The organism is Thermomonas mangrovi (genome assembly GCF_028201335.1).
GTDB classification, from domain to species: Bacteria; Pseudomonadota; Gammaproteobacteria; order Xanthomonadales; family Xanthomonadaceae; genus Thermomonas; species Thermomonas mangrovi.
In genome coordinates, this window is record NZ_JAPEVV010000002.1 from 259710 (window position 1) to 286396 (window position 26687).

General features: G+C 67.7%; 22 protein-coding genes and 2 tRNA genes. 4 read left to right on the forward strand and 20 right to left on the reverse strand.

What is annotated here, in order from left to right:
* Nucleotides 1–2 precede the first annotated feature (2 nt).
* The 8 genes from pheT to uvrB all read right to left on the reverse strand — a co-directional run bounded on the left by pheT (nt 3) and on the right by uvrB (nt 9338).
* Nucleotides 3–2372, reverse strand: a complete 2370-nt coding sequence (pheT, locus tag ON759_RS04910; protein WP_271679245.1) for a phenylalanine--tRNA ligase subunit beta — start codon at nt 2370–2372, stop codon at nt 3–5.
* A gap of 97 nt (nt 2373–2469) precedes the next feature.
* A complete protein-coding gene (gene pheS, locus ON759_RS04915) occupies nt 2470–3480 on the reverse strand; it encodes a phenylalanine--tRNA ligase subunit alpha (protein ID WP_271679246.1) in 1011 nt (336 codons plus the stop codon).
* Between the two features lie 103 nt (nt 3481–3583).
* Nucleotides 3584–3943: a 50S ribosomal protein L20 gene (gene rplT / locus ON759_RS04920; protein WP_271679247.1), complete on the reverse strand. Its 360-nt coding sequence runs from the start codon at nt 3941–3943 to the stop codon at nt 3584–3586.
* 13 nt (nt 3944–3956) lie between these two features.
* Nucleotides 3957–4154 carry a 50S ribosomal protein L35 gene (gene rpmI / locus ON759_RS04925; RefSeq protein WP_027083463.1) on the reverse strand — a complete coding sequence of 66 codons (198 nt, stop codon included), beginning with the start codon at nt 4152–4154 and terminating at the stop codon, nt 3957–3959.
* Between the two features lie 258 nt (nt 4155–4412).
* Complete coding sequence (infC, locus tag ON759_RS04930) at nt 4413–4937, reverse strand: translation initiation factor IF-3 (protein WP_271679565.1); 525 nt, start codon at nt 4935–4937, stop codon at nt 4413–4415.
* A gap of 91 nt (nt 4938–5028) precedes the next feature.
* On the reverse strand, nt 5029–6945 hold the full coding sequence (thrS, locus tag ON759_RS04935; protein ID WP_271679248.1) for a threonine--tRNA ligase: 1917 nt from the start codon (nt 6943–6945) through the stop codon (nt 5029–5031).
* A gap of 213 nt (nt 6946–7158) precedes the next feature.
* Nucleotides 7159–7233, reverse strand: a tRNA-Val gene (locus ON759_RS04940).
* A 56-nt stretch (nt 7234–7289) separates the two neighbouring features.
* Nucleotides 7290–9338: an excinuclease ABC subunit UvrB gene (uvrB, locus tag ON759_RS04945; protein ID WP_271679249.1), complete on the reverse strand. Its 2049-nt coding sequence runs from the start codon at nt 9336–9338 to the stop codon at nt 7290–7292.
* A gap of 169 nt (nt 9339–9507) precedes the next feature.
* Here uvrB and ON759_RS04950 point away from each other — a divergent pair, with 169 nt between their 5' ends.
* Nucleotides 9508–10038, forward strand: coding sequence for a GspH/FimT family pseudopilin (locus ON759_RS04950; RefSeq protein ID WP_271679250.1), 531 nt, complete (start codon nt 9508–9510; stop codon nt 10036–10038).
* Between the two features lie 71 nt (nt 10039–10109).
* Nucleotides 10110–10186: transfer RNA gene (locus ON759_RS04955), tRNA-Asn, on the forward strand.
* Nucleotides 10187–10258: 72 nt separating this feature from the next.
* Here the strand turns inward: ON759_RS04955 and ON759_RS04960 are convergent.
* Genes ON759_RS04960 through ON759_RS04985 form a run of 6 tightly spaced genes read right to left on the reverse strand, consistent with a single transcriptional unit; the run spans nt 10259 to nt 16837 of the window.
* Nucleotides 10259–10678 carry a type IV pilin protein gene (locus ON759_RS04960; protein WP_271679251.1) on the reverse strand — a complete coding sequence of 140 codons (420 nt, stop codon included), beginning with the start codon at nt 10676–10678 and terminating at the stop codon, nt 10259–10261.
* Complete coding sequence (locus tag ON759_RS04965) at nt 10678–14367, reverse strand: PilC/PilY family type IV pilus protein (RefSeq protein WP_271679252.1); 3690 nt, start codon at nt 14365–14367, stop codon at nt 10678–10680. Before ON759_RS04965 ends, ON759_RS04960 begins: the two co-directional genes overlap by 1 nt.
* A gap of 19 nt (nt 14368–14386) precedes the next feature.
* Entirely contained in the window at nt 14387–14944 is a 558-nt protein-coding gene (locus tag ON759_RS04970) for a pilus assembly PilX family protein (RefSeq protein ID WP_271679253.1), read from the reverse strand.
* Nucleotides 14941–15828 (reverse strand): PilW family protein, encoded by an 888-nt coding sequence (locus ON759_RS04975; RefSeq protein WP_345780545.1) that lies wholly within the window; start codon nt 15826–15828, stop codon nt 14941–14943. The genes ON759_RS04970 and ON759_RS04975 overlap by 4 nt, the downstream gene beginning before the upstream one ends.
* Nucleotides 15825–16304 carry a type IV pilus modification protein PilV gene (gene pilV, locus ON759_RS04980; protein WP_425608445.1) on the reverse strand — a complete coding sequence of 160 codons (480 nt, stop codon included), beginning with the start codon at nt 16302–16304 and terminating at the stop codon, nt 15825–15827. Before pilV ends, ON759_RS04975 begins: the two co-directional genes overlap by 4 nt.
* Nucleotides 16301–16837, reverse strand: a complete 537-nt coding sequence (locus ON759_RS04985) for a GspH/FimT family pseudopilin (protein ID WP_271679256.1) — start codon at nt 16835–16837, stop codon at nt 16301–16303. The genes pilV and ON759_RS04985 overlap by 4 nt, the downstream gene beginning before the upstream one ends.
* A gap of 140 nt (nt 16838–16977) precedes the next feature.
* On the opposite strand from ON759_RS04985, the gene ON759_RS04990 reads away from it, so the two are divergent.
* Nucleotides 16978–18021, forward strand: coding sequence for a sensor histidine kinase (locus tag ON759_RS04990; protein ID WP_271679257.1), 1044 nt, complete (start codon nt 16978–16980; stop codon nt 18019–18021).
* On the opposite strand, the gene ppnN is transcribed toward ON759_RS04990, so the two are convergent.
* The 5 genes from ppnN to grxD all read right to left on the reverse strand — a co-directional run bounded on the left by ppnN (nt 18003) and on the right by grxD (nt 24744).
* Entirely contained in the window at nt 18003–19415 is a 1413-nt protein-coding gene (gene ppnN / locus ON759_RS04995; protein ID WP_271679258.1) for a nucleotide 5'-monophosphate nucleosidase PpnN, read from the reverse strand. The genes ON759_RS04990 and ppnN overlap by 19 nt on opposite strands.
* 96 nt (nt 19416–19511) lie before the next feature.
* Nucleotides 19512–22874 carry a TonB-dependent receptor gene (locus ON759_RS05000; protein WP_271679259.1) on the reverse strand — a complete coding sequence of 1121 codons (3363 nt, stop codon included), beginning with the start codon at nt 22872–22874 and terminating at the stop codon, nt 19512–19514.
* A 216-nt stretch (nt 22875–23090) separates the two neighbouring features.
* On the reverse strand, nt 23091–23684 hold the full coding sequence (locus ON759_RS05005) for a YhgN family NAAT transporter (protein ID WP_271679260.1): 594 nt from the start codon (nt 23682–23684) through the stop codon (nt 23091–23093).
* Nucleotides 23685–23692: 8 nt separating this feature from the next.
* A complete protein-coding gene (locus tag ON759_RS05010; RefSeq protein ID WP_271679261.1) occupies nt 23693–24424 on the reverse strand; it encodes an SDR family NAD(P)-dependent oxidoreductase in 732 nt (243 codons plus the stop codon).
* A complete protein-coding gene (gene grxD, locus ON759_RS05015) occupies nt 24421–24744 on the reverse strand; it encodes a Grx4 family monothiol glutaredoxin (protein ID WP_271679262.1) in 324 nt (107 codons plus the stop codon). Before grxD ends, ON759_RS05010 begins: the two co-directional genes overlap by 4 nt.
* 150 nt (nt 24745–24894) lie before the next feature.
* Between grxD and ON759_RS05020 the strand changes: the two genes are divergently transcribed.
* A complete protein-coding gene (locus tag ON759_RS05020; RefSeq protein WP_271679263.1) occupies nt 24895–25473 on the forward strand; it encodes a Fe-Mn family superoxide dismutase in 579 nt (192 codons plus the stop codon).
* A gap of 67 nt (nt 25474–25540) precedes the next feature.
* Here the strand turns inward: ON759_RS05020 and ON759_RS05025 are convergent, their stop codons facing one another.
* On the reverse strand, nt 25541–26680 hold the full coding sequence (locus ON759_RS05025) for a 5-(carboxyamino)imidazole ribonucleotide synthase (RefSeq protein ID WP_271679264.1): 1140 nt from the start codon (nt 26678–26680) through the stop codon (nt 25541–25543).
* Nucleotides 26681–26687: the final 7 nt, after the last annotated feature.

A 26687-nucleotide genomic window follows, 5' to 3' on the forward strand; every position in this document is an offset into this window, starting at 1 on the left:
TGTCAGCGCCGGATGGCCGCGCCGTGTTCCTGCTCCAGGGCGGCGACCACCGAGGCCACCACCGCATCCACGTCGCGATCGGTCAGCGTGCGGGAATCGTCCTGCAAAATCAAGGCCATGGCGAGACTCTTGAAACCGGTTTCCACGCCCTTGCCGACGTAGCGGTCGAACAGCCGCACCTCGCGCAGCGACGCGCCGGCGGCGGCACGCACGCCCGCCTCCAGCGCCGCCCACGACACCGCCTCCGGGACGACGAACGCGAGGTCGCGGCGGACGGACGGGAAGCGCGACAGTGCCCCGGCCCGCGGCAACGGGCGCGCCAGCAGCGGCGCCAGGTCGAGTTCGAAGGCCAGCACGTCGACATCCAGGCCCAGTGCCTGCTGGAGGCGCGGATGCAACTGGCCGATCCAGCCGATGCGCACGCCATCGCGCAGCACCTCGGCCGAGCGCCCCGGATGCGCATGCGGCGGCGCGGAGGGCTGGAAGGCGAGCGTCGTGCCGGCTTGCGCGGCCAACGCTTCGAGGTCGCCCTTCAGGTCATGGAAGTCGAGTGCGCGCGCGCCGACGCCCCACTGCTCGGCGGTGGCGCCGCCGCAGGCCACGGCCGCGATCCGCAAGGTCTCGACCGGCGCGTCGTTGCCCCCGGCGAAGACCTTGCCGATCTCGAACAGGCGCACGCGGGGTTGCTGGCGCGCTGTATTGCGGCCGAGTGCCGCGACCAGCCCGGGCAGCAGTGCCGGCCGCATCACGCCGAGTTCCGCGCTGAGCGGGTTGGCCAACGGTAGGCCCACGTCGCGCATCTGCCAGGCATCGAGCCAGGTCGCGTCCACGAAGGCGTAGTTGATCGCCTCGAGGAAGTCGCGCGCCACGAGTTGCTCGCGCAGGTCGTGCTCCGGCACACGCGTTTCGCTGGCCGCGACCAGGCGCGTCGCGCCACCGGGCAGCGACGTCGGGATCGCGTCGTAGCCGTGGATGCGCGCGATCTCCTCGATCAGGTCTTCCTCGATCGCCAGGTCGAAGCGGCGGGTCGGCGCAGTCACCTGCCAGCCATCCGCCTCGGCTTCGACCCCAAGGCCCAGCGCGCGCAGGATGCGTTCGACCTCGGCGTCCGCGACCTGCACGCCCAGTACGCGGGCCAGGCGCGCGCGGCGCAATTGGATCGCCTTCGGCTGCGGCAGGTGCTGCGGCAGCACCGCCTCGATCACCGGACCCGGCGAGCCGCCGGCGATCCCCAGAATCAACCGCGTCGCGCGCTCCACCGCGATCCGCGGCAGTTCCGGATCGACCCCGCGCTCGAAGCGATGGCCGGCATCGGTATGCAGGCCCAGCTTGCGGCTGCGGCCGATGATCGCCGCGGGCGCGAAATGCGCAGCCTCCAGGAACACGTTGCGGGTCGCGTCGGTGACCTTGGTGTCGGCGCCGCCCATGATCCCGGCCAGGCCGACCACGCGGTCGGCATCGGTGATCGCGAGGAACTGCGGATCCAGCGTCGCCTCCGTGCCGTTGAGCAAGGCCAGGCGCTCGCCTTCGCGCGCGAGCCGCACGCCGATCGGCCCGACCAGCAGGTCGCGGTCGTAGGCATGCATCGGCTGCCCGAGTTCGAGCATCACGTACTGGGTGACGTCGACCAGGAAACTGAGCGGGCGCACGCCGCTGCGGCGCAGGCGCTCGGCCATCCATGCCGGCGTGGCCGCCGCCGCATCCACGCCCTCGAGCACGCGGCCGACGAAACGCGGCGCGGCCTCCCCGGCCTGCAGTGCGATTGCCATCGCGGTCTCGCTCGCGGCGGCGACCGGTGCGGCGTCCAGCGGCTCGACCGAGCTGCCCAGCGCAGCGGCGACGTCGAAGGCGATGCCGCGCACGCCGAAGCAGTCCGCGCGGTTCGGGGTGAGCTTGAGCTCGATGCTGGCGTCCGGCAGGCCGAGGTAATCGGCGAGCGGGGCGCCCACCGGCGCATCCGCCGGCAATTCCAGAAGCCCGGAGGCATCCGCGTCGAGGCCGAGTTCCTTCGCCGAGCACAGCATCCCGTTGGACTCGACGCCACGCAGCCTGGCGGCCTTGATCGTGAGCTCGCCGACCTGGGTGCCGATGGTCGCCAGCGGCGCGATCAGGCCCGGGCGCGCGTTCGGTGCACCGCAGACGATCTGCAGCATCCCGTGCGTGCCGGCATCGACCTGGCAGACCTGCAGCTTGTCGGCTTCCGGATGCTTCGCGCATTCGACGATGCGCGCGACGACCACGCCGTCCAGCGCATCGCCGAGCACGGTCATCTCCTCGACCTCGAGGCCGATCGCGGTCAGCGTCGCGGCGAGTTCCTCGCGCGTCGCGGTGGTGTTGACGTGCTGGCGCAGCCAGCTTTCGGGGAACTTCATCGTAGGATCCTTTCTGCCGTCATCCCGGCAAACGCCGGGATCCAGTCCTTGCCGCAACCGATTGAAAGCTGGATTCCGGCTTCCGCCGGAACGGCGATCAAGCGAATTGCCTCAGGAACCGCACGTCGTTCTCGAAGAACGCGCGCAGGTCGTCCACGCCGTAGCGCAGCATCGCGAAGCGCTCCACGCCGAGGCCGAACGCGAATCCGGTGTACCTCTCCGGATCGATGCCGACGTTGCGCAGGACGTTCGGGTGGACCATGCCGCAGCCCAGCACCTCCAGCCAGCGCTGGCTGCCGTCGGCCTGCTGCCAGGCGATGTCGACCTCCGCCGATGGCTCGGTGAACGGGAAGTAGCTCGGGCGGAAGCGCATCTCGAAGTCGCGCTCGAAGAACGCACGCACGAACTCGGCCAGCGTGCCCTTGAGGTCGGCGAAGCTGGCGTGCTCGTCCACCAGCAGGCCTTCGACCTGGTGGAACATCGGGGTGTGGGTCTGGTCGCTGTCGCTGCGGTAGACCTTGCCGGCGGCGATCATCCGCAGCGGCGGCGCATGTTCCTTCATGTAGCGCACCTGCACGCCCGAGGTATGGGTGCGCAGCAGGCGCGCGATGCCGCTGCCGTCGGCCGGCATGTAGAAGGTGTCGTGCATCGCTCGCGCGGGATGGTGCGGCGGGAAGTTGAGCGCCTCGAAGTTGTGCCAGTCGTCCTCGATCTCGGGGCCGTCGGCCAGCGCGTACCCGAGGCGCCCGAAGATCTCGGTGATCCGCGCCAGGGTGCGGCTGACCGGATGCACGCCACCGCGGCCGCCATCGCGCCCGGGCAGGGTCACGTCGAGGGCCTCGCCGGCCAGGCGCTGGTCCAGCGCGGCGGCATCGAGCAGCGCCTTGCGCGCCGACAGCGCCGCGGAAATCGCGTCGCGGGCGCGGTTGATCGCCTCGCCGGCGACCTTGCGCTCGTCGGCAGGCAACCCGCCCAGCGCCTTCAACTGCGCGGTGATGCTGCCGCTCTTGCCGAGCAGTGCGACGCGCAGGGCCTCGACCGCGTCGGGCGACGCCGCCGAGTCGATCTCGGCCAGCGCCTGCGTGGACAACGATTCGATATCGCTCATCTGGTTTCCAGTTCCCCGAAACAAACATGGGGAAGGACTTGCGCCCTTCCCCACGTCGTGGCGGCTTGCGCCGCGCGATACAGCTTGCGTGTGGATCGACGGCTTACGCCGCCAAAGCGCCCTTGGCCTTTTCGGTCAGGGCCGCAAAACCCGCCGCGTCGTGCACGGCGATGTCCGCCAGCACCTTGCGGTCCAGGGTGATGCCGGCCTTCAGCAGGCCGTTCATGAAACGGCTGTAGCTCAGGCCGTTCGCACGGGCCGCCGCGTTGATGCGGGCGATCCACAGGGTGCGGAAATGGCGCTTCTTCTGCTTGCGGCCAATGTAGGCGTACTGCTGCGCCTTGGTGACCGCCTGCTTGGCGACGCGGAAAACCTTGCGACGGGCGTTGTAGTAACCCTTCGCGGCCTTCAGGACCTTCTTGTGACGGCGACGCGCCGTCACACCACGCTTAACTCGTGCCATTGTTCAGCCCTCCTCAGAGATACGGAAGCATGCGGTCCAGACGGCCCGCGTCCTCGGCACGAACATGGTTCGTCTGCCGCAGGTTGCGCTTCCGCTTGGTCGCCTTCTTGGTGAGGATGTGGCTCTTGTTGGCGTGGCCGCACTTGTACTTGCCGGAAGCGGTCTTCCGGAAGCGCTTGGCCGCCGCCCGATTGGTCTTGATCTTGGGCATTGGGAATCCTTGCGATATCTAGAACTGGCCTAGGCGCCGTCTCCCGTGGTCCTTGCGGCTTCGCCGCGAAGACCTTGGAGCTGGTCTTTCCATCCTGCCTGGCCGGTGGGTAAGCCTTTGATTCCGAAGGAACCAAGGCGGGTCCTGGGTGCCACTGGACAACAAACCCGGCGAACCGGGCCGCGCATTATGGCGGGCCGGAGCCGGGTTTGCAATGTTTCCTTGCGAAATCAGGCGCTTGCGGGCCCGATCAGGCCATCACTTCTTCTTCGGCGCGATCATCATCACCATCTGCCGGCCTTCCAGGCGCGGGCGCGATTCGATGACGATGTCCTCGCCGAGGTCGGCCTCGATGCGGGCCGCCATCTCGCGTCCCAGCTCCTGGTGGCTCATCTCGCGGCCGCGGAAGCGGATGTTGACCTTGATCTTGTCGCCTTCGACCAGGAATTCGCGCATCTTGCGCAACTTGATCTGGTAGTCGCCCTCGTCCGTGACCGGACGGAACTTCACTTCCTTGATCTCGACCTGCTTGGTCTTCTTCTTGGCCTCGTTGGCCTTCTTCTGCAGCTCGAACTTGAACTTGCCGAAGTCCATGATCTTGCAGACCGGCGGATCCGCGTTCGGCTGGATCTCGACGAGGTCGAGGTCCTCGTCCTCGGCCATGCGCAGGGCCTCGTCGCGCGACAGGATGCCGATCATCTCGCCATCGCTGCCGATCACGCGCACGCGCGGGACGCGGATCTCCAGGTTCCTGCGGTTCTGCTTGTTGTCGGGGGTGCTGATGTTGCGATCTCCAAGGGTTGGCCTCGTCGGAGGCCGGGTCCGCCCGACGTTCCGGGACGTCGGGCGCGCGATCAAACGGGGCAGCCCGCGGTCAGCCGGCCTGCTCCTGGCGCAAACGCGCGGCGAAGTCGTCGACGGACATGCTGCCGAGGTCTTCCCCACCCCGCGTGCGCACGGAGAGCATGCCATTGTCCTTCTCGCGGTCCCCGACCACCAGCAGGTACGGCACGCGCTGCAGCGTGTGCTCGCGGATCTTATAGCCGATCTTTTCGTTCCGCAAATCGGCGTCGACCCGGAACCCTTGATTTGCAAGGGTTTTCCGGACGTCGTCCACGTAATCGGCCTGCGCGTCGGTGATGTTCATGACCACCGCCTGGATCGGCGCCAGCCAGGCCGGGAACAGCCCGGCATGGTGTTCGATCAGGATGCCGATGAAGCGTTCCATCGACCCGACGATGGCCCGGTGCAGCATGACCGGGTGGCGGCGCTGGCTGTGCTCGTCCACGTATTCGGCGCCGAGGCGGCCCGGCATCATGAAATCGACCTGCATGGTGCCCAGCTGCCAGGTGCGGCCGATGGCGTCCTTCAGGTGGTACTCGATCTTCGGGCCGTAGAAGGCACCCTCGCCCGGCAGCTCCTGCCATTCCACCCCGGAGGCGCGCAGCGCGTTGCGCAGGGCATCCTCGGCCTTGTCCCAGGTGGCGTCGTCGCCGAGGCGGGAGTCGGGGCGCAGCGCGATCTTGATCTGCACGTTCTCGTTGGAATCGCCGGACATCCCGAACGCGCGGTACACCTCGAGCGCCTGCTCGTGGAAGGCGCGCACCTCGGACTCGATCTGCGCCTCGGTGCAGAAGATGTGGCCGTCGTCCTGGGTGAAGCCGCGCACGCGCAGGATGCCGTGCAGCGCGCCCGAGGGCTCGTTGCGGTGGCAGGCGCCGAACTCGCCGTAGCGGATCGGCAGGTCGCGGTAGCTGTGCAGGCCCTGGTTGAACACCTGGACGTGACCCGGGCAGTTCATCGGCTTCACCGCGTAGGTCCGCTTCTCGGACTCGGTGAAGAACATGTTGTCCTTGTAGTTGTCCCAGTGCCCGGACTTCTGCCACAGCGAGACGTCGAGGATCTGGGGGCAGCGGACTTCGCCATAGCCGGTCTTGCGGTACACGTTGCGCATGTACTGCTCGACCACCTGCCAGATGCTCCAGCCCTTCGGATGCCAGAACACGAGGCCCGGGCCTTCCTCCTGCAGGTGGAACAGGTCCAGCGCCTTGCCGATCCGGCGATGGTCGCGCTTCTCGGCTTCCTCGATCTGGGTCAGGTAGGCCTTCAGGTCCTTGTCGTTCAGCCACGCGGTGCCGTAGATGCGGCTCAGCATCTGGTTGTTGTGGTCGCCGCGCCAGTAGGCGCCCGCGACCTTCATCAGCTTGAACGCGCGCAGCTTGTCGGTGCCCGGCACGTGCGGGCCGCGGCACAGGTCGGTGAATTCGCCCTGCGAATACAGCGACAGGTCCTCGTTCGCCGGGATCGATTCGATGATCTCGGCCTTGTAGGCCTCGCCCATGCCCTTGAAGAAAGCCACCGCCTCGTCGCGCGACTTCACGCTGCGGCTGACCGGCAGCGATTCCTTGACGATCTTCTGCATCTCCGCCTCGATCGCCGGCAGGTCCTCCGGCGTGAACGGGCGCTCGTAGGCGAAGTCGTAGTAGAAGCCGTTGTCGATCACCGGGCCGATGGTGACCTGCGCGCCCGGGAACAGGCGCTGCACGGCCTGCGCCAGCAGGTGCGCGGTCGAGTGGCGGAGGATGTCCAGCGCCTCCGGCGACTTGTCGGTGACGATCGCGAGGCGCGCGTCGCGGTCGATGAGGTGGCTGGCGTCGACCAGGCGGTCGTCGACCTTGCCGGCCAGGGTGGCCTTGGCCAGGCCGGCGCCGATCGAGGCGGCGACATCTGCCACCGTGACCGGGGCCGCGAACTGGCGGACCGCGCCGTCGGGAAGGGTGATGTTGATCATGTCGGCGTGCTCCCCCACGCGGCGTTGGGCGTGGGACGGGATGGGGGGCGGAAACGAGAAAGGCGCCGAAGCGCCTTTCGTGGGCCCGCGAACGTGCGGGCGCGAATGCGTCGGCAGGGCGTCAGCGGTGGGCGATGGTAGTGCTCATGTCGCACGCTCGGCCGGCGTTGCCGCGGGCCACCTGCTCCTCGGGATTGCCACGCCGGCGAGGCGTGGTGGGCGGTACAGGGTTCGAACCTGTGACCCCTACCATGTCAAGGTAGTGCTCTACCGCTGAGCTAACCGCCCGAAGGGGCGCGAATTGTAGCCCGATGCCGGCACCGGCCACAAGCGGGCGCACCGGCCTACAGGCTGGCCTCGCGCAGGCGGCGGATCTGGTCGCGCACGCGCGCCGCGTCCTCGAAGGCCAGGTCGCGGGCGTGCTGGTGCATCTCCTGCTCCAGCGCCTTGATCCGCGCCGCCTGCTGCGCCGGGCTCAGGCGCAGGTATTCCTGCTCGGGTTCGGCCACCCGGCGCGCCTTGCCCCTGCCCTTCAATTCGCCAGGGTCCGGACGCGCGCCCTCCATCACGTCGACCACCGCACGCTGCACGGACTGCGGCGTGATCCCGTGCTCGGCGTTGTACTCCAGCTGCTTCTGCCGGCGACGATCGGTCTCGTCGAGCGCGGCGCGCATCGAACGGGTGACGGTGTCGGCATACAGGATGGCCTTGCCGCGCAGGTTGCGGGCCGCACGGCCGATGGTCTGGATGAGCGACCCCGTCGAGCGCAGGAAGCCCTCCTTGTCGGCATCGAGGATCGCCACCAGCGAGACCTCGGGCATGTCCAGGCCCTCGCGCAGCAGGTTGATGCCGACCAGCACGTCGAACATGCCCAGGCGCAGGTCGCGGATGATCTCCACGCGCTCCACCGTGTCGATGTCGGAGTGCAGGTAGCGCACCCGCACGCCGTGCTCGGACAGGTACTCGGTGAGGTTCTCGGCCATCCGCTTGGTCAGGGTGGTGACCAGCACGCGGTCGCCCATCGCCACCCGCTCGCGGATCTCGCCGAGCAGGTCGTCCACCTGGGTCGCAACCGGGCGGATCTCCACCGGCGGGTCGACCAGGCCGGTGGGGCGCACCACCAGCTCGATGACCTCGCCGGCGGCTTCGCGCAGTTCGTACGGCCCCGGCGTCGCCGAGACGTAGACGCTGCGCGGCGCGCGCGCCTCCCACTCCTCGAAGCGCAACGGCCGGTTGTCGAGCGCGGATGGCAGGCGGAACCCGAACTCGACCAGGGTTTCCTTGCGCGAACGGTCGCCCTTATACATCGCGCCGATCTGCGGAATCGTGACGTGCGATTCGTCGACCACCAGCAAGGCGTCGGACGGGAGGTAGTCGAACAGGGTCGGCGGCGGCTCGCCCGGCGCACGCCCGGTGAGGTGCCGCGAGTAGTTCTCGATGCCGTTGCAGTAACCGACCTCGGCCATCATCTCCAGGTCGAACTGGGTGCGCTGGCTCAGCCGCTGCACCTCGACCAGCTTGTTCACGGAGTACAGCTGCTCCTGGCGCTCGCGCAGCTCGGCCTTGATCGTCTCCACCGCAGACAGCGTGCGTTCGCGCGGGGTGGCGTAGTGCGTCTTCGGGTAGACCGTGTAGCGCGGCAGCCTGCGCAGCACTTCGCCGGTGAGCGGGTCGAACATCGACAGCTGCTCGATCTCGCCGTCGAACAGTTCGATGCGCAGCGCCTCGAGGTCGGATTCGGCCGGGAACACGTCGATCGTCTCGCCGCGCACGCGGAAGGTGCCGCGATCCAGCGCCATCTCGTTGCGCGTGTACTGCAGCGTGGTCAGGTGCCGCAGCAGCTCGCGCTGGTCGATGCGCTCGCCGCGCGACAGGATCAGCCGCATCGACAGGTAGTCCTCGGGCGCGCCGAGGCCGTAGATCGCCGACACCGTCGCCACCACGATCGTGTCGCGCCGCGACAGCAGGGCCTTGGTCGCGGACAGGCGCATCTGCTCGATGTGGTCGTTGATCGAGCTGTCCTTCTCGATGTAGGTGTCGCTGGACGGGACGTAGGCCTCGGGCTGGTAGTAGTCGTAGTAGCTGACGAAGTACTCCACCGCGTTGTGCGGGAAGAACGAGCGGAATTCGCCGTACAGCTGCGCCGCCAGCGTCTTGTTGGGCGCCATGACCAGGGTGGGCTTCTGCACCGCCGCGATCATGTTCGCCACCGTGTAGGTCTTGCCCGAGCCGGTGACGCCCAGCAGCACCTGCCGCGCCAGGCCCGCCTCGAAGCCGTCGACCAGGCGCCGGATCGCCTGCGGCTGGTCGCCCGCCGGCTGGTAGGGCGAGACCAGCTGGAAGCGGTCCTGCGCGGTGGACAGGTCGAGGTCGGACGGCGTGGCCTGGGGCATCGTCGGGGGATTCGATGGGCAACCGCTGAGTGTACGCCCGATGCGATCCGCGGCCTGTCATCGCCGGGAGGCGGGACGCGGGGTTTTCCTACCCGCCGCGACACCGCCGTCCGATCGTCGCCGCGTTCGTCCGCGCGCAGGGTGGACACCACCACCTCGGGTCACCGACATGCCGCGCTCAGCCTCCGGGTTCACCCTCGTCGAACTGGCCATTGCCTTCGCAGTCCTCGGCATCATGGCCGGCGTGGCCCTGCCATCGATGCAACGCTTCATCGAGCACCAGCGCACCTCCGCGGCCATCGGCACGCTGATGAGCCACATGTCGCTGGCCAGGATGGCGGCGATCAGCCGGAACCGGCGCACCACCCTGTGCCCGTCGATGGATGGCGTGGCGTGCGACGTCGGTACCGATTGGAGCCGCGGCTGGATGCTGTTCGTCGACGAGAATGGCAACCGCAAGGCGGATGCCACCGATGAAGTGCTGCGAACCGACCTGGAACCCACCAGCCGCCACCTCCGGGTGGCGAGCACATCGGGGCGCCAGCAACTGCGGTACCTGCCGGATGGCCGTAGCGCCGGCGCCAACCTGACCATCTCGATCTGCAGCCACGAAGGCCGCCTGCTCGGGCAGGTCATCGTGAACAATGCGGGCCGCCCGCGCAGCGAGCGCCCCCGCCAGAGCACCGCCTGCCCATCGTAAGCCCAGAGGTCCACTTGCCGGAAGGCAGGCGCTTGCCCAGTCCGGCCTGGCCGCCTACAATGCGCTCCCCCGCCCGAATAGCTCAGCCGGTTAGAGCACTTGACTGTTAATCAGGGGGTCGTTGGTTCGAGTCCAACTTCGGGCGCCAGACTTTGCAAAAAAAACCCGCCTCTCGGCGGGTTTTTTGCTTGTTGCAGCATGCCGATGGCTGGTGGTCTGCCTACCAGCACCCGGTCGTGGACGGACTCTTGGTCCCGGCCTGGTTGATGCTCAGCGCTCCGCAGCTGTCGCCCGATTGCTTGCCGGTGGGCGCCGCCGACACCGTATAGGTCTTGGCGGCGACGTTGGCTACGTTGACGGTGTAGAACGTCAGCACCTCGGGGTCGCAGATACCGGTGTTCGCCACCGCCCCGACATACGTCAGGTTGCTGGTGTAATAGCGTTCGAATTGCTGCGCCACCGCAGTGGCGCACGCCGCGCCTGCCGCGCGGCGCGCCTTGCGCTGGTGCTCGTTGTAGCTCGGCAGCGCGATCGAGGCCAGGATCGCGATGATCGCGACCACCACCATCAACTCGATGAGCGAGAACCCCCCGGTGCGTGCGGTGGTTCGCGGAATGGCATGCATCTGCACGTTCTCCATCAGTCGGACCTCAGTTCACGCCAGGACACGCGGCCCCAACTCTTACGGGTGATGCCGCCAGCACCAGGCTTCTCGGCGCTGACCGATCCGCCCGTGCCGCCCACGACCAGCTTGCCATCCAGGAAGATCGGCAGGGTCGGCATACCGACGCCAAAGTTCACCGAGCCCACCGGCACGCCGCCGACCATCGTGTCGTCGGTCTTCCCATCGCCGTCCAGGTCGAAGAAGGAGGACCCGGCACTGGTGCCGGTGAACGCATCCAGGGCATTGATGTAGCCGGTGCCGGAGGCTTCGCAGGCATCGCCCTCGGGGATCATGCTCGCGGTCACCAGGATGTTCGCGACCACCTGGGCATCCTGCACGATGCGCTCGCCGTTGCCGGGCAGGTTCACGAACCAGCCCTTCTTGTTGGCGGGCAGGCTGGCCTTGGCCTCGAAGGTACGCACCGGATAGCCGTCCTGGCTTGCGCCGGTATTGCCGATGGTCCGCTTCACGAGGTCGCTGTAGGCCACCGGGTTGGCGCTGCCATCGTCGATGAAGCCGTACAGGCTTTGCGCCAGGGGCGTCTTGTCATCGGCTTCGGTCGTGGTCATGAAACTGCCGGTGCCCAGGAACACCCAGCGCTTGAACGTGCTGGGCTCGGTCGCCACGGTGACCGCACCGGTGATCGGCTGGGCGGCGCCGCTGCCGTCGTTGGACTTGGCGGTGAACAGGCGGGTGGCGGTCCAGCCACCGGGCGAGGCGCTGGTCAGGTCGAAGCGCCAGACATTCCCCAGCCGATCGCCCGCGTATGCATAGGACACCGTCTTGCCGTCCGGACCCAACACCGCGGTCGGCGCAGCCAGCCCGTTGGGCGTCGACGAGGAGCCCACGCCGGTGTCGACCTCGCCGATCACCGCGCCGGTTTCCGCATTCACCACGATCAACACCGCCTTGTCGTTCGGGCTGTTGACGCCGTTGCCGAGGATCGCCGCCACCGCACCGGTCTTCACCTTGGCCAGGACCGGGCGCCCGGTGACCAGGCCCATGTTGTTGCCCGGTGTTTGCGCGCGCTCCCACTTCACCCCGGTGCCATCGAAGGTCGACGGATTGGTGACGTTGAGTCCGAACAGGCCACGCCCGCCCTTGCCCAGCGCACCCACCAGCAGGTTCTTGCCGGGAGTGAGCTTGCGGCTGGTCACCACGACCGGACCGTCCACGAAGAACTTGTGGGTGTAGTCGCCGCGGCTGAGATCACGCAGGTTCGCCATGTTGATGATCGACGGCACGTAGGCGAACAGCTCCTGCCCGTTCGTCGCGTCGAAGGCATGCAGCATGCCGTCGTTGGCGCCCACGTAGAGGGTGGCGGTGTCGTCGACGTAGGCCGGCGACGACCCCACGATGTCGCCGAGCACACTGGTGCGATTGCGCAACAGGCCGCCATTGCGTTCCTCGTTGGATGCATCGCCCTTCAGGTAGCTGGCATTGGCGCTGCCGGTCACCGGGTAATCGACCGGGCCGCCGGTACGCGTGAGCGTGGCGATCTGCGTGGAGGTCGGGAATTGTTGGCCGCTGCTGCCATCAAAGGTATACACCTTGCGCGTGGCGACGCCCGGGACCGATGCACTCCATGCCAGCGCACTGGGGTTGTTGTTGGCATCCAGGGTCCACGCCTTCATCGCGCCGGTCCACAGGCCGGAGACGTAGCTCGCGCTGAACACCTTGCCGCCCGTCCTCACCGAAGCCGCATTGGTCGCGACGTTGGAGAACGAGCTGGTGCGCTGGCTGATGGTGGCGAGCGCCGCGTTCAGGCCGGCGGTGAACTCCGCCGGATTGGCAGCCGACACGAAGGCGCCACGACCGTTCAACGCGGCGTGCAGGAGGTCATCGATGCGATCGGCGTCTTCGGTGTCGGTCGGGTCCGCCCACGAGGGGTTGGCGGGCACGTCGCCGATGTCCTGCCATCCCTTCTTGCCGCTGAGGCCGATCGAGATGCCGAAGGTGACCATGTGCTGCCAGAACGCCGGGTCGCTCGACGTCGTCGGCACGTTGTTCACCATGTTGGTCTGGGTGCGCAGGTCGCGCTTCCAGTAGTACATGGCGATGTCGGCCAGGGTCTGGCTGTAAGAATCCTTGTAGGGATTCGCGGCGGTGTAGGTGTAGGACTGGTTGTTCGGGCCGGTGATCTGGGTGCCGTTCGTGTTGTCGGCATTACCCACGTCGACGGTGCCGCTGTTCCAGTAGCCGTCCGTGGTCAGGATGGTGAAGTTCTGGCGGCAGGAATACTGGCTCGCCGTTGCCTGCGGACCATAGGGACCGGTGCTGGCCGTGCTCGAGAAGTATTGGCCCGCGCTGTCGAGCGCCGACTGCAACGGCGTGCCATTGCTGGCCTGCGCTGCATAGAGGCGGCGGTACCAGGTCGTCCGGGTGGTGGTGCTTTCGTTGCTCGGGGTGTTGGGATCGTCGATGTTGTCGACGAACCGGCCATCATTGCCGTCCGTCACCGGGATGTCGAAGTCGTTGCGGTTCCAGATCGTGCGGAAGCCTACGCGCGCCTTCGCCCCGATCGGACGGAACGCATCCGCGGCACCGCCCTTGGCGGCCTTGGAACGGGTGCGGAAATAGGAATACCAGGTGGCGAAATTGGTGCGTTCGTCCGCCGTGCTGCGTCCGGTCGGCGTGTTGTCGGTGCAATTGACCCAATCGGTGGTGCCGGAGCCGGTCCCGCACCGATTGGTGGTGGCGTAACGCACCGACAGGATCACATTGCTGTAATTCGAAGCGCGGTTGATGCCGATGTACCAAGTCCCCGATTGCGGGTTGGACAAGTCCCCATCGTTGTTGGCATCGCAGGTTTCGTTATTGCTGCTGCCGATGCTGCGACAGTCGTAAGTAGTCGTCGACGGCCAATTGCCGCGGCGCACATAGAGGTCGGCACCCGATCCCGTCGGATCGTTGCCGGACAGGGTGACCTCCAGCTGGGTCACGCCACTGGGGAGGTTGAAGCTGTAGACATTGCGCATGCCGCCGCTGTTTGCGGACTGCGCGCCCGGCAACCCGGGGGCGGTCGTCCAGCTGGTCACCACGGTGCCGAACTCGGCGCGCTTGACGCTCAGGTCGGTGAGGATCTGGTAGCGGTAATAGTTCGCGACATTCGACAGGTAGGTGGTGTCCGTCCGGTTCACGTCCTTCGGGACGTAGAACGTCTGCGTGTTGTCGCTGAGGTCGATCGAACCACCGTTGGTGCCAGCCCCGGAATTGGTGATGTAAGTGTTGCTGTCGTACGCGGAGGTGTAGGACGTGCCACCGGTGAGGCGGTTGCCATCCGGCCCCATCCACGGCTGGTAGGTGACCGCGGGGTTGTAGTAGAGCGTGTTGGTGACATAGCTCTGGTCGTACACCGCGTTGCGGTTGGTGCTCGCGCTGTCATAGCTGCTGTTGTTGGTACGGTTGTCGCCAGTGGGCCCGCTGTCAATGTCGCCCCCGCTGATCCTGGTGATCTGCTGGTTGTACATGTAGCGCCAGGACATGGATCCCGAGTCGTCCAGGATGAACAGGATGTTCGGCGCGACCCGGTTGGCGGTGGTCAGCGGCTCGTCCGGGATGGTGATGCCGGCATGGACCGGCAAGGCCAGGATCGTGGCCAGGCAGGCTGCGGGGACGACCCACCGCGAGTTGGCCTGGGCGGACGGAGTGCGGCGCTTGTTCATGGCAGGAGCCTTCATGGGCTTACAGCGTCGGGAAGCGATAGATGACATCGGATTGCAGGGTCACGGAAGCGCGGCCCTGGGCCTGGCTGCGCGCGGTGATGCGATACATCGGCCCCAGGCTGCTGGTTTCGGACGCAGGCACCACGCCCCCGGTGGACATGTGGCTCTGGTTCTCGCCGAGGTACTCGATCCAGTACTGCGTGGTGGTGTCAGGCACGTCGGGATCGGCCGCCCCCAGGGTGGGGCCATTGCGCCACACCGCCTGCGCCTGCGTCGTGTAGGTCGGGCACACGCTGTAGGTGGCGCAGGCGCCTGCCACCTCAGCCGGTTGCTTTGTGCTCCAGTCGATCCCGGAGCCCGCACCCAGCCAGTCGCGCGCGGCGACCAGCGCGGCTTCCGTGGCCTGCGTCGCCAGGCTGCGGTCGTACATGTTCGCGGACATGCGCTCCTGCATGGCTGCACTGCGCAGCACCGCGATGCCGAGCACGGACATCACCACCAGCAGGATCAGCACAACCAGCAGGGACATGCCGCCCTGACGGGCGGGGGTGGTCACGTTGGGGTGGCGTCGGTTCATGGCGCTCGGCTCCTGATACTCGCCGCCGTGGCGATCGTGCGGTCGACGTTGCGGGTTTCGCCCGGATTCTGGGTCGGCATCACCGCCCGGATCGGCATCCTGATCCGGACGCCATCGACCCGTTGCATGTCGGTCGGTGCGGCCACGTACGCGTTCGGGTTGCCTCCGGAGGCCTGGTGGTAGGTCAGGGCCAGGCTCTGCACACCATCGGCCACTTCCTCCGCCGCGCCGCCGGAACGCGATACGTACAGGGAACTGGCGGTTGCCCGCCCATTCGGCTGTGTAAACCAGCGGTTGCTGCGCAGCCGGGCGATCGAAATGCTGCCCGGATCGGCATTCGCGGTGTCCTTGGGATCGAACGGGAGGGACGCGCTGAAGGTGATGGTCTGCCCCGACACCGACGCCACGGTGGCGAACCCGGTCATCGCCGCGTTGCAGACCATCACGATGTCGTTGGCCTTGAACACGTCCGATGCCGTCGGCGTGGCCTCGACCAGGGTCACGGAATTGGCCGATGCGCTGCCTGCAGCCACCCGATAGGACAAGTCATCCGAGGAGGTGGTGGTGAGCTCGGTCGCGTTCCCGGCCAACGGCGCGCGGAACGCGACGCTATGACTGTCCGCACCCAAGACCAGGGATTCGCTCGAGCACGCCGATCCACCGGTGGCGCGGAGATCGCGGGTCACCATCTCGTAGGCGGCCCGGGCATTTTCCTGCACGCGGTTCTGCCCCTCGTTGGCGCTGTAGCTGCGCTGGTTCGACTGGAACACCGCGATCGCGGCCCCGAGCACGATCAGGCCCAGCACCATCGCGATCATCAGTTCGATCAGGCCGAAACCGGCGGCCTGCCCGGAACGCTGCATGTCGATGCCCCGGCCGCTCATATCCGTGCCTCCGTGACGATGGTCCGCGCAGCCCCGCCTTGGTCGGCCCCGGCACGCGAATCGTCCCACTCCACGGTGATCACGCAGGCATTGGGGCACCCCGCGATGGTGCCGCAGGTCGTGGCACCGGGAATGCTGGCCTGCAGGGACGTGATCCAGTTGTCCACGTCGTTGCCTGCGAGCGTGGTGCCGTTGGTGACCGCGCATCGTTTGCCGCCGGTGTTGTAATTCGCCGCATCCGCCCGGTTCGCGCGCATCGCCTCGATGATGGCGTTCGTCGCCATCACCACTTGACTGCTCTCGAGCGAGCTTTGCCCACCCCGCAAGGCCATCGACTGCATCGCGGCGATGCCCAGCAAGCCGATGCCCAGCACCAGCACCGACACCATGACCTCGATCAGGCTCATGCCCGTGACTGCACGCCGACCCAGGCCGGGGCTGTTCATTGCGCGCGCATGGAATGCGTCTTCGATCATGGGCAGGCACCACCACCGTTGGACTTGGAAATACTGGACACGCCGCTGATCATCACCGTGACCGCGCGCCGGTTGTCGCCGGGGTTGCTGACCGGCATGCAGGTCGTCACCGCCGCCTGCGCATCGATGCGGCCCGAGGAGCGGAACACGATGCCGGCCGCCGGCCCGGACACCTGCAGGCCACCGGCGGGCGTCTCGTCGCGCAGGATGTCGATCGTGTTGACCGTGCCGGGATCACGCCCGCGGACGATCCAGCGGTTCCAGGCCGTCGCGCCGGAACAGGTGAGGCCGTCCGTGGAGCCGCACAGGGTCACCGGGACATTGCGGCGCACCGCCTCGCTCCTGGCGAGCTGCACGGCCGCCTGCAATTCGCCGGCCGCGCCGTTGAGGCGGTAGGCGTTCACCAGGCCGGTCATCGCGGGCACCGCGACCACCGCCAGCACGCCGATGACGGCTACGGTGACCATGAGCTCGATGAGGGTGAACCCCGCCGTCCGCCACCCCTTGCGCGCGATGTGATGCCGATTCGGCATGCTGCCTCCACTGTCTTGGCCGAATTAGGCTAGGGGGAGCCCGCCGAGGGTGCCAGCCGTAACCGATGGGCGGCGCGTGGAACGGCATGGGCGGCAGTGGATGCCGCTAAGATCGGGCGCCACGTGGGCAATCCTCCTCCATGAGCCCGACCGCCACCCGCCCCCTCGACGCCCTCTTCCGCCCGCAGGCGATCGTCGCGACGATCCTGGTGGGCGAGGCCTTGGCGATCCTGTTGGCGCTTGCCCCGGCCCGGATCGCGGACCGGCTGGTGCTGTTCGGCCTGGTGTCGTTGGCGGTGCAATGGGTGTCGCTGGGGACCCTTGCCCTGCTCTACCTGCTGCGCGCGCCGCTGGCCCGGCTGCCGACCGCGCGACAGGCATGGGCGGCATTCGGCATCTTCCTCGCCATGTCGGCGCTGGTGTCGTGGGGCGGCATCCTGCTGGTCGAAGTCGCGGATCCGCTGGCCGAGGCCCGACCGGCGTTCCTGCTGCGCTGGACCGGGATCGCCGTGGTGGTCGGCCTGCTCGGGCTGCTGGCATACCAGAACTACTGGCGCGCCAGGCAGCTGGCGGTGCGTGCCAAGCAGCTCGAACTGGAAGCCCTGCAGGCGCGCATTCGCCCGCACTTCCTGTTCAATACGCTCAACACCGGCGCCGCATTGGTCCACGCCCGCCCGGACGAGGCAGAGCGCGTCCTGCTGGACCTCGCCGACTTGTTCCGGACCGCATTGCGCGGCCCGCAGGAGATTCCGCTCGCCGAGGAACTTGCGCTGGCGAGGCGTTACCTGGACATCGAGGCGCTGCGGCTGGGCCCGCGCCTCGTCGTGCGCTGGCAGCAGCCGCCGGAGCTCCCGGACATCGAGGTCCCCGCGCTCTCCATCCAACCGCTGGTCGAGAACGCGGTGCGCCATGGCATCGAGCCGCGACGCGGCGGCGGGACCCTGGACCTCGACGTCCGCATCGTCGGCGATGCCATCGAGGTGGTGGTGGAGAACGACCTGCCCGATGCCGCCCCGCCCGCCTCCGGGCACGCGATCGGCCTGGCCTCCTCGCGCCGACGCGTCGAGGCGCTGACCAACGGGAGCGGCCGGGTCGAATCGGGCCTCGAGCAGGACCGCTACGTCGCGCGGGTGGTCGTGCCGATCGCGGAATGCGGCGGGCCGGCTCAGGCCACCACGCGGTAGCACGGGCGGTACTCGCCCGAGATCTTCATCCGCCGCTGCTCGACGAAGGCGCGCAGCAGCCCGTCCAGCGCCTGCATGATGTCGCGGTCGCCATGGATCTCGAACGGCCCATGGGCCTCGATCCGGCGCATGCCGTCTTCCTTCACGTTGCCGGCCACGATGCCGGAGAACGCGCGCCGCAGGTCGGCCGCCAGCTCGTGCGGCTTGCGTCCGTGGTGCAGGTCGAGCGCGGCCATCGCTTCGTGGGTGGGATGGAAGGGCTGCTGGAACGTCAGCGGCACGTGCAGCGCCCAATTGAAGAAGAACGAGTCCTCCTGCGCGATGCGCTGCTCGCGCACCTTGCGGATGCCGGTGTCCATCAGCCGCGCGACGCGCGCCGGATCGGCGACGACGATCTCGTAGAGCGAGGCGGCCGCCTCGCCCAGGGTCAGGCGGATGAAGCGGTCGATCTGCTCGAAGTAAGGCGCCGCGCCGGTCGGCCCGGTCAGGATCAGCGGGAAGCGCCGGCCCGCGTTCTCCTCGCGCAGCAGGATGCCGAGCAGGTACAGGATTTCCTCGGCGGTGCCGACGCCGCCGGGGAACACGATGATGCCGTGGGCCATGCGGACGAAGGCCTCGAGGCGCTTCTCGATGTCCGGCATGATCACCAGGTGGTTCACGATCGGGTTCGGCGATTCCGCCGCGATGATCCCCGGTTCGGTGATCCCGATGTAGCGGGTGCGGCGCCGGCGCTGCTTGGCGTGGGCGATGGTCGCGCCTTTCATCGGCCCCTTCATCGCGCCAGGGCCACAGCCCGTGCAGATGTCCAGCCCGCGCAGTCCGAGCTCGTAACCGACCTGCTTGGTGTAGACGTACTCCTCGCGCCCGATCGAATGGCCGCCCCAGCAGACCACCAGGTTGGGATCGCCCGGGTGCAGGACGCGCGCGTTGCGCAGCAGGCGGAACACGGCATCGGTGATGCCCGACGAGGTCTGCAGCTCGGCGGCGAATTCCGGGCCGAGTTCGATGGCGGTATAGGCGAGGTCGCGCACGACCGCGAACAGCAGCTCGGCGACGCCGCGGATGATGTGGCCATCGACGAAGGCCATCGCCGGGGCGTTACGCAACTCGATGCGCACGCCACGGTCCTGCTGCAGGACCTCGATGTCGAAGTCGGGATACAGCTCCTGCGCGGCGCGGGGGTCGTCCGAGGCGCTGCCGCTGGTGAGCACCGCGAGGGCGCAGCGGCGCAGCAGGTCGTGCATGCCGCCGGAGGCATCGCGCAGGCGCGCGACTTCCTCGCGCGACAGCACGTCGAGGCCGCCCTTCGGATACAGGTGGGTGTTGACCGTCGGCAAGACGGAGTCGGCGTTCAAGCGGGCCGCTGGCTGCGGCGTCTGGGTCGTATCGTCCATAGACCACCCACTTTAGCCCAGATGCGCGCCGCGTTCGCGCAAAAAAGAAGCGGCCGGATCGCTCCGGCCGCTTCGGTGTCGCAATGACGCGTTGGATCAGAACTCGTACTTGAAGCCGACCTGCACCGACCACTGCGAGATGCCGTTGGTCTGGCCGTCCGCGTCGGTCGGGATGCTGAGCGCGGCCGCCTGGCCGAACTCGCTGCCACTGCGGAAGCTGTACACGTACTTGCCGGTGGCCTTGTCGATGCCGACCAGGGTGGCGACGGCGACGTTGCCGTTGAAACCGTAGTCGTAGATGTGGCCCCAGTCCTTGTTCAGCATGTTGCCGATGTTCTGGACGTCCACCCACAACTTGGACTTGTGGCCCTTGAAGAAGCCCGGCAGCTCCTGGCTGATGCGCAGGTCGAAGGTGTTCACCCAATCGGCGCGGAAGTCGTTCTCGCGGGCATAGGTGCCCTGGAACGCAGCCAGCTCGCCCTGGGTCGCCATGTACTCCCAGAACTTGGTTTCCATCTGCGCGGCGGTGTAGGTGGTACCGGACACGGTCACGCTCGGCACGTACACGCCCGAGTTGTTGATGGTGCCGAACAGCACGTCGCCACGGCCCGCCGGGACGTAGAACAGGTCGTTGAAGGTACGCGAATCGCCATTGGCGTCGCCCGCGAAGATGTAGCTGTACGGACGGCCGCTGCGGCCTTCGTAGACCAGGCCGATCTGGGTCTCGTAGTCGCCGAAGAACGCGTGCTTCCAGTTCAGCGAGCCCGAGAAGCGATCCTTGATCTCGTAGCGCGCGGTGCTGACGTCGTCCTCGTTGATGTTGAACGAGTACTGGCCACCGTAGCCGGAGCTGGCGGTCGAGCTGGTCAGCGCGCCCACTTCCTCGGCATTGGTGTAGGTATAGGCGATGTTCCAGGACCAGTCGCTCTCCAGCGAGAACGGCTTGTTCAACGAGACCGTCAGCTGCTCACTCCCGCCCTTGTCGGTGTTGTCGAGCAGGAACACGTCGCCGAAGTAGCTGTTGCGGCCGAAGCGGTTGTTCGACGTCGACAGGAAATTCGCCGCATTCGGGTTCCAGTACAGGCGACGGCCATACGGGTCGACGTAGCCGGGGCCGACGTTGAGCGACTTGTAGAAGATGCCGTTCTTGACGTCGGTCAGCAGGACCTCGGCAGAGGCCACCACGCCATGCCACGGCAGCTCGTGGTCGAACGCCAGGTTGGCCTTCCACACGGACGGCAGCTCGAAGTCGTCGACGATGGCGTTGACGTTGCGCACGCCCGAGCCGGAGGCCGGGATCGACGGGTTCAGGCCATCGGCAGTGAACTGCACGCCGTTGTCGCAACGGCCGTCGTTGTTGGCATCCACGCACACCAGGTTCTGGAACGATGTGTAGTTCATGCCCGTGCTCTGGTAGGCATTGCCCACCCAGACCTGCGGCGCGTCACCCTGGAACAGGCCGAGTCCGCCGCGCAGCTGGGTCGGACGGTCCCAGTCGAAGGTGTAGTTGAAGCCGAAGCGCGGCTGGATCACGTACTTGCCGCTGTACGTGTTGCTGTTGTCGAGGCCGAAGCCGCCGTTCGGGCAAGACGCCGGGCCGGTGCCATTGGCGACCCGGTCGGACGCGAAGCAGGCGTTGTAGGGCGGGTTCGGGCTGGTGGTCGGACGATCGCCGCGCAGGCCGAAGGTCAGGGTCAGGTTGGAATTGACGTACCAGGTGTCCTGCACGAACAGACCGAAGTTCTTGTTGTTGTAGCGCGCCGGGATCGCGTCCGGGTCGGTCGGGTTGTTCTGCAGGTCGTAGTCGAAGTAGATGCCCTTGATCAGGTTGGTGTAGTCGGACACCCCGTTCACGTTGGGCACGTAGAAGCTGTAGTTGCCCCACGAATCCTGCAGGAAGTAGTTGTAGATCTCGCTGTCGCTGTACTCGGCGCCGAACTTGACGTCATGGTCGCCCAGGGTCCAGGTGGCCGAGGCGAAGTAGTTCCAGGTCTTGGTCAGCAGGGCATTGCCCTGCGAGCTGCGCTCGGTGCCCAGGCGGATGAAGTCGCCGTTGGTGACCGCGTTGCTCGCATTGTTGTCGTCGAAATAGACCTGGATGGTCGGCGCAGTGGTGGGGCTGACGCGGACCGCCGAGTAGTCGCGGTACGACACCTTGAACTCGGTGGAGAAGTTCTCGGTCCAGTCGCTGAAGACCTGGCCGACGTAGCTCTCGACCGACTTCACGTGGTTGTACCAGTTCGAGCTGAGCGAAAGCGCCGATGCCGTGGAGCCCTCCGGACGCACGCGGGTCTGCTCGAGGTTGCTGTAGCGGAAGTTGGCGCGGTGGTTGTCGCTGATGTTCCAGTCCAGCTTGAGCGCGTATTCCTCGAGCTCGGTGTTGCCGTTGCCGGTGGTGTCGCCGGCGTCGAAGCCCCACACGTCGCTGGCGATGCGCTGGACTTCGGCCAGGTCGTTGGCGTCGAAGTCGCCATCGGCGCGCAGCAGCGGGGTGTTGGTCAGGTCGGGGCTGGGCTTGCCGCGCTTGAACTTCTCGTAGTTCGCGAAGAAGAACAGCTTGTCCTTCAGGATCGGGCCGCCGAGGGTGAAGCCGTAGGTCTTCTCGTCGGTGAATTCGGCGAACGGTGCCCCGGTGAGCGGGTTGTCGCCGAACCAGTCGCCGTCACGGAAGGTGCCGTAGACCGAGCCATGGAACTCGTTGGTGCCCGACTTGGTGACCGCGTTGACGTTGGCGCCGGCGGCGCCGGCGATGGTCACGTCGTAGTTGGACAGGCTGATGTCGATCGCCTCGATCGCCTCCATCGACACCGGCTGGCGCATGGTCGGCATGTTGTTGCCTTCCAGGCCGAAGGTGTCGCTTGCCGAAACGCCGTCGATGGTGATCTTGTTGAAGCGCGGGTTCATGCCGCCGGCGCTCATGCTGCCCGAGGCGCGGTCGGTGAACGCCACGCGCGGATCCAGGCGCATGAAGTCCTGGATGTTGCCGTTGATCGACGGCAGGTTCTTGATGTCGTTCTGCGAGACGCTGGTGCCCGCGCCGACCTTGTTGGCGGAGAACACCGACGCCTCGGCCGAAACCACGGCCTGCACCGCGCCGAGCGTGGTGACCTCGTTGTTGAGGTTGGCATCGACCGTGCTGACCTGGTTCAGCGCGAGGTAGACGTTCTCCTCGGAGTCGGCGCCGGCGCCGGCCTTGGTGACGGTGACGGTGTAGGGACCGCCGACGCGCAGGCCGCGCGCGGCATAGCGGCCGTTGGCGTCGGTGGTGGCGCGGCTCACGGTGCCCGACTCGACGTGGGTGATGGTGACCTCGGCGCCGGCGACCGGCTTGCCATCGGCGCCGACCACGGTGCCGCCGATGCCGGAGGACGTGCTCTGCGCGAATGCGGGGGCCGCGGCGAGCGCGAGCATCAGGCCAAGCGACAGCTTCGACAGCCGCGCGCGGTTCGGGTGAGTCATGGCGATAACCTCATTGATCAACGGAAGATGGAGACAGCGGACGATGCACGGCACGAGCCGACACGTCCGCCCTGCGACGGTTGTCGGCGAATTCTGGATCCCAGCCCCATGCGCTGCCGCATGGGTTCACCAAAGTTTAACACGGTAGATCGGGCCGATGACGGTTTCGTGACAGCCGGCGAGGCCATGCAGACTGCCGCCGCGGGCGCCCCCCGTTCAGCCCGTGGCGCGAAGGTAGCTGGTGATGCCGTCGAGGAGCATTTGCACGGAAATCGCCACGATCACCATGCCCATGAGCCGCTCGATGGCGGTCAGGACACGCGTCCCCAGCCACTTCTGCAGGTAGGTGGCGGAGAACAGGATGACCGCGGTCGCACCCCAGGCCAAGGTCAGGGCCAGCATCCAGTCACCCATCCGCGCCGGCTCCTGGCTGCCCAGCAGCATCACCGCGGCCATGCCCGACGGGCCGGCGATCATCGGGATGGCCAGCGGGACGATGAAGGGCTCGCCGCCCGGGACTTCCCCCATCACGCCCTCGGCGGTCGGGAAGATCATGCGCAGGCCGATCAGGAACAGGACGATACCGCCGGCGATCGAGACCGACTCCTGGCGCAGGTGCATCAGCTCCAGCGCGTACTGCCCGCCCCACAGGAACAGCATCAGCACGCCCAGCGCGATCAGCAGCTCACGGGCGAGGATCCGCCGCTGGCGGGCGGGCGGCAGCGACTTCAGCAGCCCCAGGAACACCGGGATGTTGCCCAGCGGGTCCAGGATCAGGAACAGCAGCAGGGCGGCCGAGGCGACGGTCATCGGCGGTCTCAGTCGATCTCGACGACCCGGCCGCGGGCATCGGCCGCGGCGCTGCACAGCAGTTCGACGCAAGCCGCCGCATAGGTCTCCGGCGCCCTGGCCTCCAGATCGGTGTTCGGCTGGAAGGCGCGCGCGCGCAAGCCGGTGCGCATCGGGCCCGGGCGGAGGCCGCTGATGCGCGGGCCGTCCGCGCCCAGCTCGGCCTGCAGCATCGGCACCAGCGCGGCCTGTGCGGCCTGGGCGAGGCCATACCCACCCCAGAAAGCGCCGGCGCCGCCGACCCGGACCGGATCGTCGATCGCGAACACCACCGCGCCGGCATCCGACCGGGACAGCAGCGGCAGGCAGGCCTGGGTCAGCCACCAGCGCGCGGTCAGGTCGACGTGGATGGCCCGGGCGAAATCGGCGGGATCGGTGTGCTGCAGCGGGGTCAGGCCCTTGAACTCGGCGGCGCAATGGAGCACGCCGTCGAGGCGGCCGAATTCCGTCTCCAGGCGCTGCGCGAGCTCGTCGAAGTCGTCCGGCGAGGCGCCTTCGAGGTCGAGCGGATACAGCGCGGGCTCCGGCCCGACGGCCTTGGCCGCGTCGTAGACCCGGTTCAACGGGGCGGGCTTGCGGCCCAGCAGGACCACGGTGGCACCGGCCGCCGCGCACGCGACCGAGGCGGCCGCACCGAGGCCGCCGGCCGCGCCAACCACCAGCACGACCCGATCCTGCAGGGGTGCGGCGGCGGTGCTCACGCCTTCTGCGCGTCCGCGACCAGCCGGGCGAGCTCGCCGGACTCGGCCAGCTCGACGGTGATGTCGCAGCCGCCGATCAGCTCGCCGTTGATGAACAGCTGGGGGAAGGTCGGCCAGTCGGAATAACGCGGCAGGTTGGCGCGGATCTCGGGCTCTTCCAGCACGTTGACCGTGTGCATCGGATTGGCGCCCGCGGCGCGCAGGGCCTGCACGGCGCGGCTGGAGAAGCCGCACATCGGGAACTGCGGGGTGCCCTTCATGAACAGCACGATGGGGTGGCCTTCGACTTCGGCCCGGATGCGGTCTTCGATGGACGACATGGCGTTGCTCCTGCGGTGCGGCGGCCCGTCGGCGCCAGCGGCGATCGACGGCTTGTCGACGCTGCGGCAACGGGCTGTGGGGATAGAATTGCCTATTGTAAGTCTTCGCGCGGCCCCGGCCGCACCCACCGCCCTCCAATGGAGTCCCCCGTGGCCATCGAACTGCCCGCCCTACCCTACGACCGCACCGCCCTGGAACCGCACATCTCGGGCGAGACCATCGACTTCCACTACGGCAAGCACCACCAGGCCTACGTGACCAACCTCAACAACATGATCGCCGGCACCGAGTTCGCCGACATGTCGCTGGAGGACATCATCCGCAAGTCGCAGGGCGGCATGTTCAACAACGCCGCGCAGGTCTGGAACCACACGTTCTACTGGCACTGCCTGTCGCCGAACGGCGGCGGCGAGCCCACCGGCAAGCTGGCCGAGGCGATCAATGCCGCGTTCGGCAGCTTCGAGAAGTTCAAGGAAGAATTCACCAAGACCGCCGTCGGCACCTTCGGCTCCGGTTGGGGCTGGCTGGTGCAGCGCCCGGACGGCGCGCTGGCGCTGGCGAGCACCCCGAACGCCGCGACCCCGCTGACCGGCGAGGACACCCCGCTGCTCACCTGCGACGTGTGGGAACACGCCTACTACATCGACTACCGCAACGCCCGCCCGAAGTACGTCGAGGCGTTCTGGAACCTGGTGAATTGGGACTTCGTCGCCGGCAACATGAAATAAGCCACTGCGCATTGCGGACACGAAAACGGCCGGAGCGATCCGGCCGTTTTCACGTGCGGCAGCCGAGTCAACGCAAGGCGTCGATCACGGGCAAGACCTGCGCTTCGCGCTTGAGCACCGCGCCGACCCGCCGTAGCGCATCGGCAAGTTCCATCGGCGCGTCCGCGCGCAAGGTCGCATGCCCGACCTTGCGACCCTCGCGCGGCTCCTTGCCGTAGTCGTGCCAGTGGCCGCCGGCCTCGCGCAGCACCGCCGACGCTTCCGGCATCACGCCGATCCAGTTGAGCATGCAGGCGAGCCCGACCATCCGGGTATCGCCGAGCGGCAGGCCGAGCACCGCGCGCAGGTGGTTCTGGAACTGGCTGGTCTCGCTGCCCTCGATCGTCCAGTGCCCCGAGTTGTGCACGCGCGGCGCCAGCTCGTTGGCCAGCAGCTCGCCGTCCTTGCAGAACAGCTCCAGCGCGAACACGCCGACGTAGTCCAGCGCCTCGGCCAGCGTGCGCGCGTGCGCCAGCGCTGTGGCCTGCAAGGCGGGGTCGACGCGCGCCGGTGCCAGGCTGGCCGACAGCACACCATCGACGTGCCAGTTCTCGGTCAGCGGCCAGGCACGGAACTCGCCATCGCGCCCGCGCACCGCGACCACCGAAAGCTCGCGGTCGAAGTGCACGAAGCCCTCGAGGATCAGGCCCACGCTGCCGGCCTGCGCACCGAGCGCCGCCCAGGCGCCGTCGATGTCGGCGGGCGACTTGATCCGGAACTGGCCCTTGCCGTCGTAACCGAGGCGGCGGGTCTTGAGGATGCACGGCGTGCCCAGGCGGGCGACTGCTTCATCCAGCGCTTGCCGGCTCGGGATGTCGGCGAAATCGGGCACCGGGATGCCGAGTTCGCGGAACAGGGTCTTCTCGGCCAGGCGGTCCTGCGCCACCGCCAGCGCGCGCGGGTTCGGGAACACCGGCACGCGCTCGCTAAGCCATTGCGCGGATTCCGCCGGCACGTTCTCGAAATCAAAGGTGGCGACGTCGACCTGCGCGGCGAACGCGGCCAGCGCGGCCTGGTCGGTGTAGTCGCCGACGATCATCGGCGCGAACTGCCCGGCGCAGGCATCTGCGACGTTGTCGAGCACGCGGAAGCGCAAGCCCAGCGGTGCGCCCGCAAGCGCCATCATCCGGGCCAGTTGCCCGCCGCCGAGGATGCCGACGGTCGTCATCGCGGCG

Bases quoted from the DNA above. Each gene is read 5' to 3' on its own strand.
- ON759_RS05005 (WP_271679260.1), bottom strand. From the start codon at position 23,684: ATGACCGTCGCCTCGGCCGCCCTGCTGCTGTTCCTGATCCTGGACCCG.
- ON759_RS04960 (WP_271679251.1), bottom strand. From the start codon at position 10,678: ATGGAGAACGTGCAGATGCATGCCATTCCGCGAACCACCGCACGCACC.
- pheS (WP_271679246.1), bottom strand. From the start codon at position 3,480: ATGAGCGATATCGAATCGTTGTCCACGCAGGCGCTGGCCGAGATCGAC.
- pilV (WP_425608445.1), bottom strand. From the start codon at position 16,304: ATGATCGAAGACGCATTCCATGCGCGCGCAATGAACAGCCCCGGCCTG.
- ON759_RS04975 (WP_345780545.1), bottom strand. From the start codon at position 15,828: ATGAGCGGCCGGGGCATCGACATGCAGCGTTCCGGGCAGGCCGCCGGT.
- ON759_RS04985 (WP_271679256.1), bottom strand. From the start codon at position 16,837: ATGCCGAATCGGCATCACATCGCGCGCAAGGGGTGGCGGACGGCGGGG.
- ON759_RS05025 (WP_271679264.1), bottom strand. From the start codon at position 26,680: ATGACGACCGTCGGCATCCTCGGCGGCGGGCAACTGGCCCGGATGATG.
- ON759_RS04970 (WP_271679253.1), bottom strand. From the start codon at position 14,944: ATGAACCGACGCCACCCCAACGTGACCACCCCCGCCCGTCAGGGCGGC.
- uvrB (WP_271679249.1), bottom strand. From the start codon at position 9,338: ATGCCCCAGGCCACGCCGTCCGACCTCGACCTGTCCACCGCGCAGGAC.
- ON759_RS05000 (WP_271679259.1), bottom strand. From the start codon at position 22,874: ATGACTCACCCGAACCGCGCGCGGCTGTCGAAGCTGTCGCTTGGCCTG.
- rpmI (WP_027083463.1), bottom strand. From the start codon at position 4,154: ATGCCCAAGATCAAGACCAATCGGGCGGCGGCCAAGCGCTTCCGGAAG.
- pheT (WP_271679245.1), bottom strand. From the start codon at position 2,372: ATGAAGTTCCCCGAAAGCTGGCTGCGCCAGCACGTCAACACCACCGCG.
- ON759_RS04950 (WP_271679250.1), top strand. From the start codon at position 9,508: ATGCCGCGCTCAGCCTCCGGGTTCACCCTCGTCGAACTGGCCATTGCC.
- grxD (WP_271679262.1), bottom strand. From the start codon at position 24,744: ATGTCGTCCATCGAAGACCGCATCCGGGCCGAAGTCGAAGGCCACCCC.
- thrS (WP_271679248.1), bottom strand. From the start codon at position 6,945: ATGATCAACATCACCCTTCCCGACGGCGCGGTCCGCCAGTTCGCGGCC.
- ON759_RS04965 (WP_271679252.1), bottom strand. From the start codon at position 14,367: ATGAACAAGCGCCGCACTCCGTCCGCCCAGGCCAACTCGCGGTGGGTC.
- ppnN (WP_271679258.1), bottom strand. From the start codon at position 19,415: ATGGACGATACGACCCAGACGCCGCAGCCAGCGGCCCGCTTGAACGCC.
- rplT (WP_271679247.1), bottom strand. From the start codon at position 3,943: ATGGCACGAGTTAAGCGTGGTGTGACGGCGCGTCGCCGTCACAAGAAG.
- ON759_RS04990 (WP_271679257.1), top strand. From the start codon at position 16,978: ATGAGCCCGACCGCCACCCGCCCCCTCGACGCCCTCTTCCGCCCGCAG.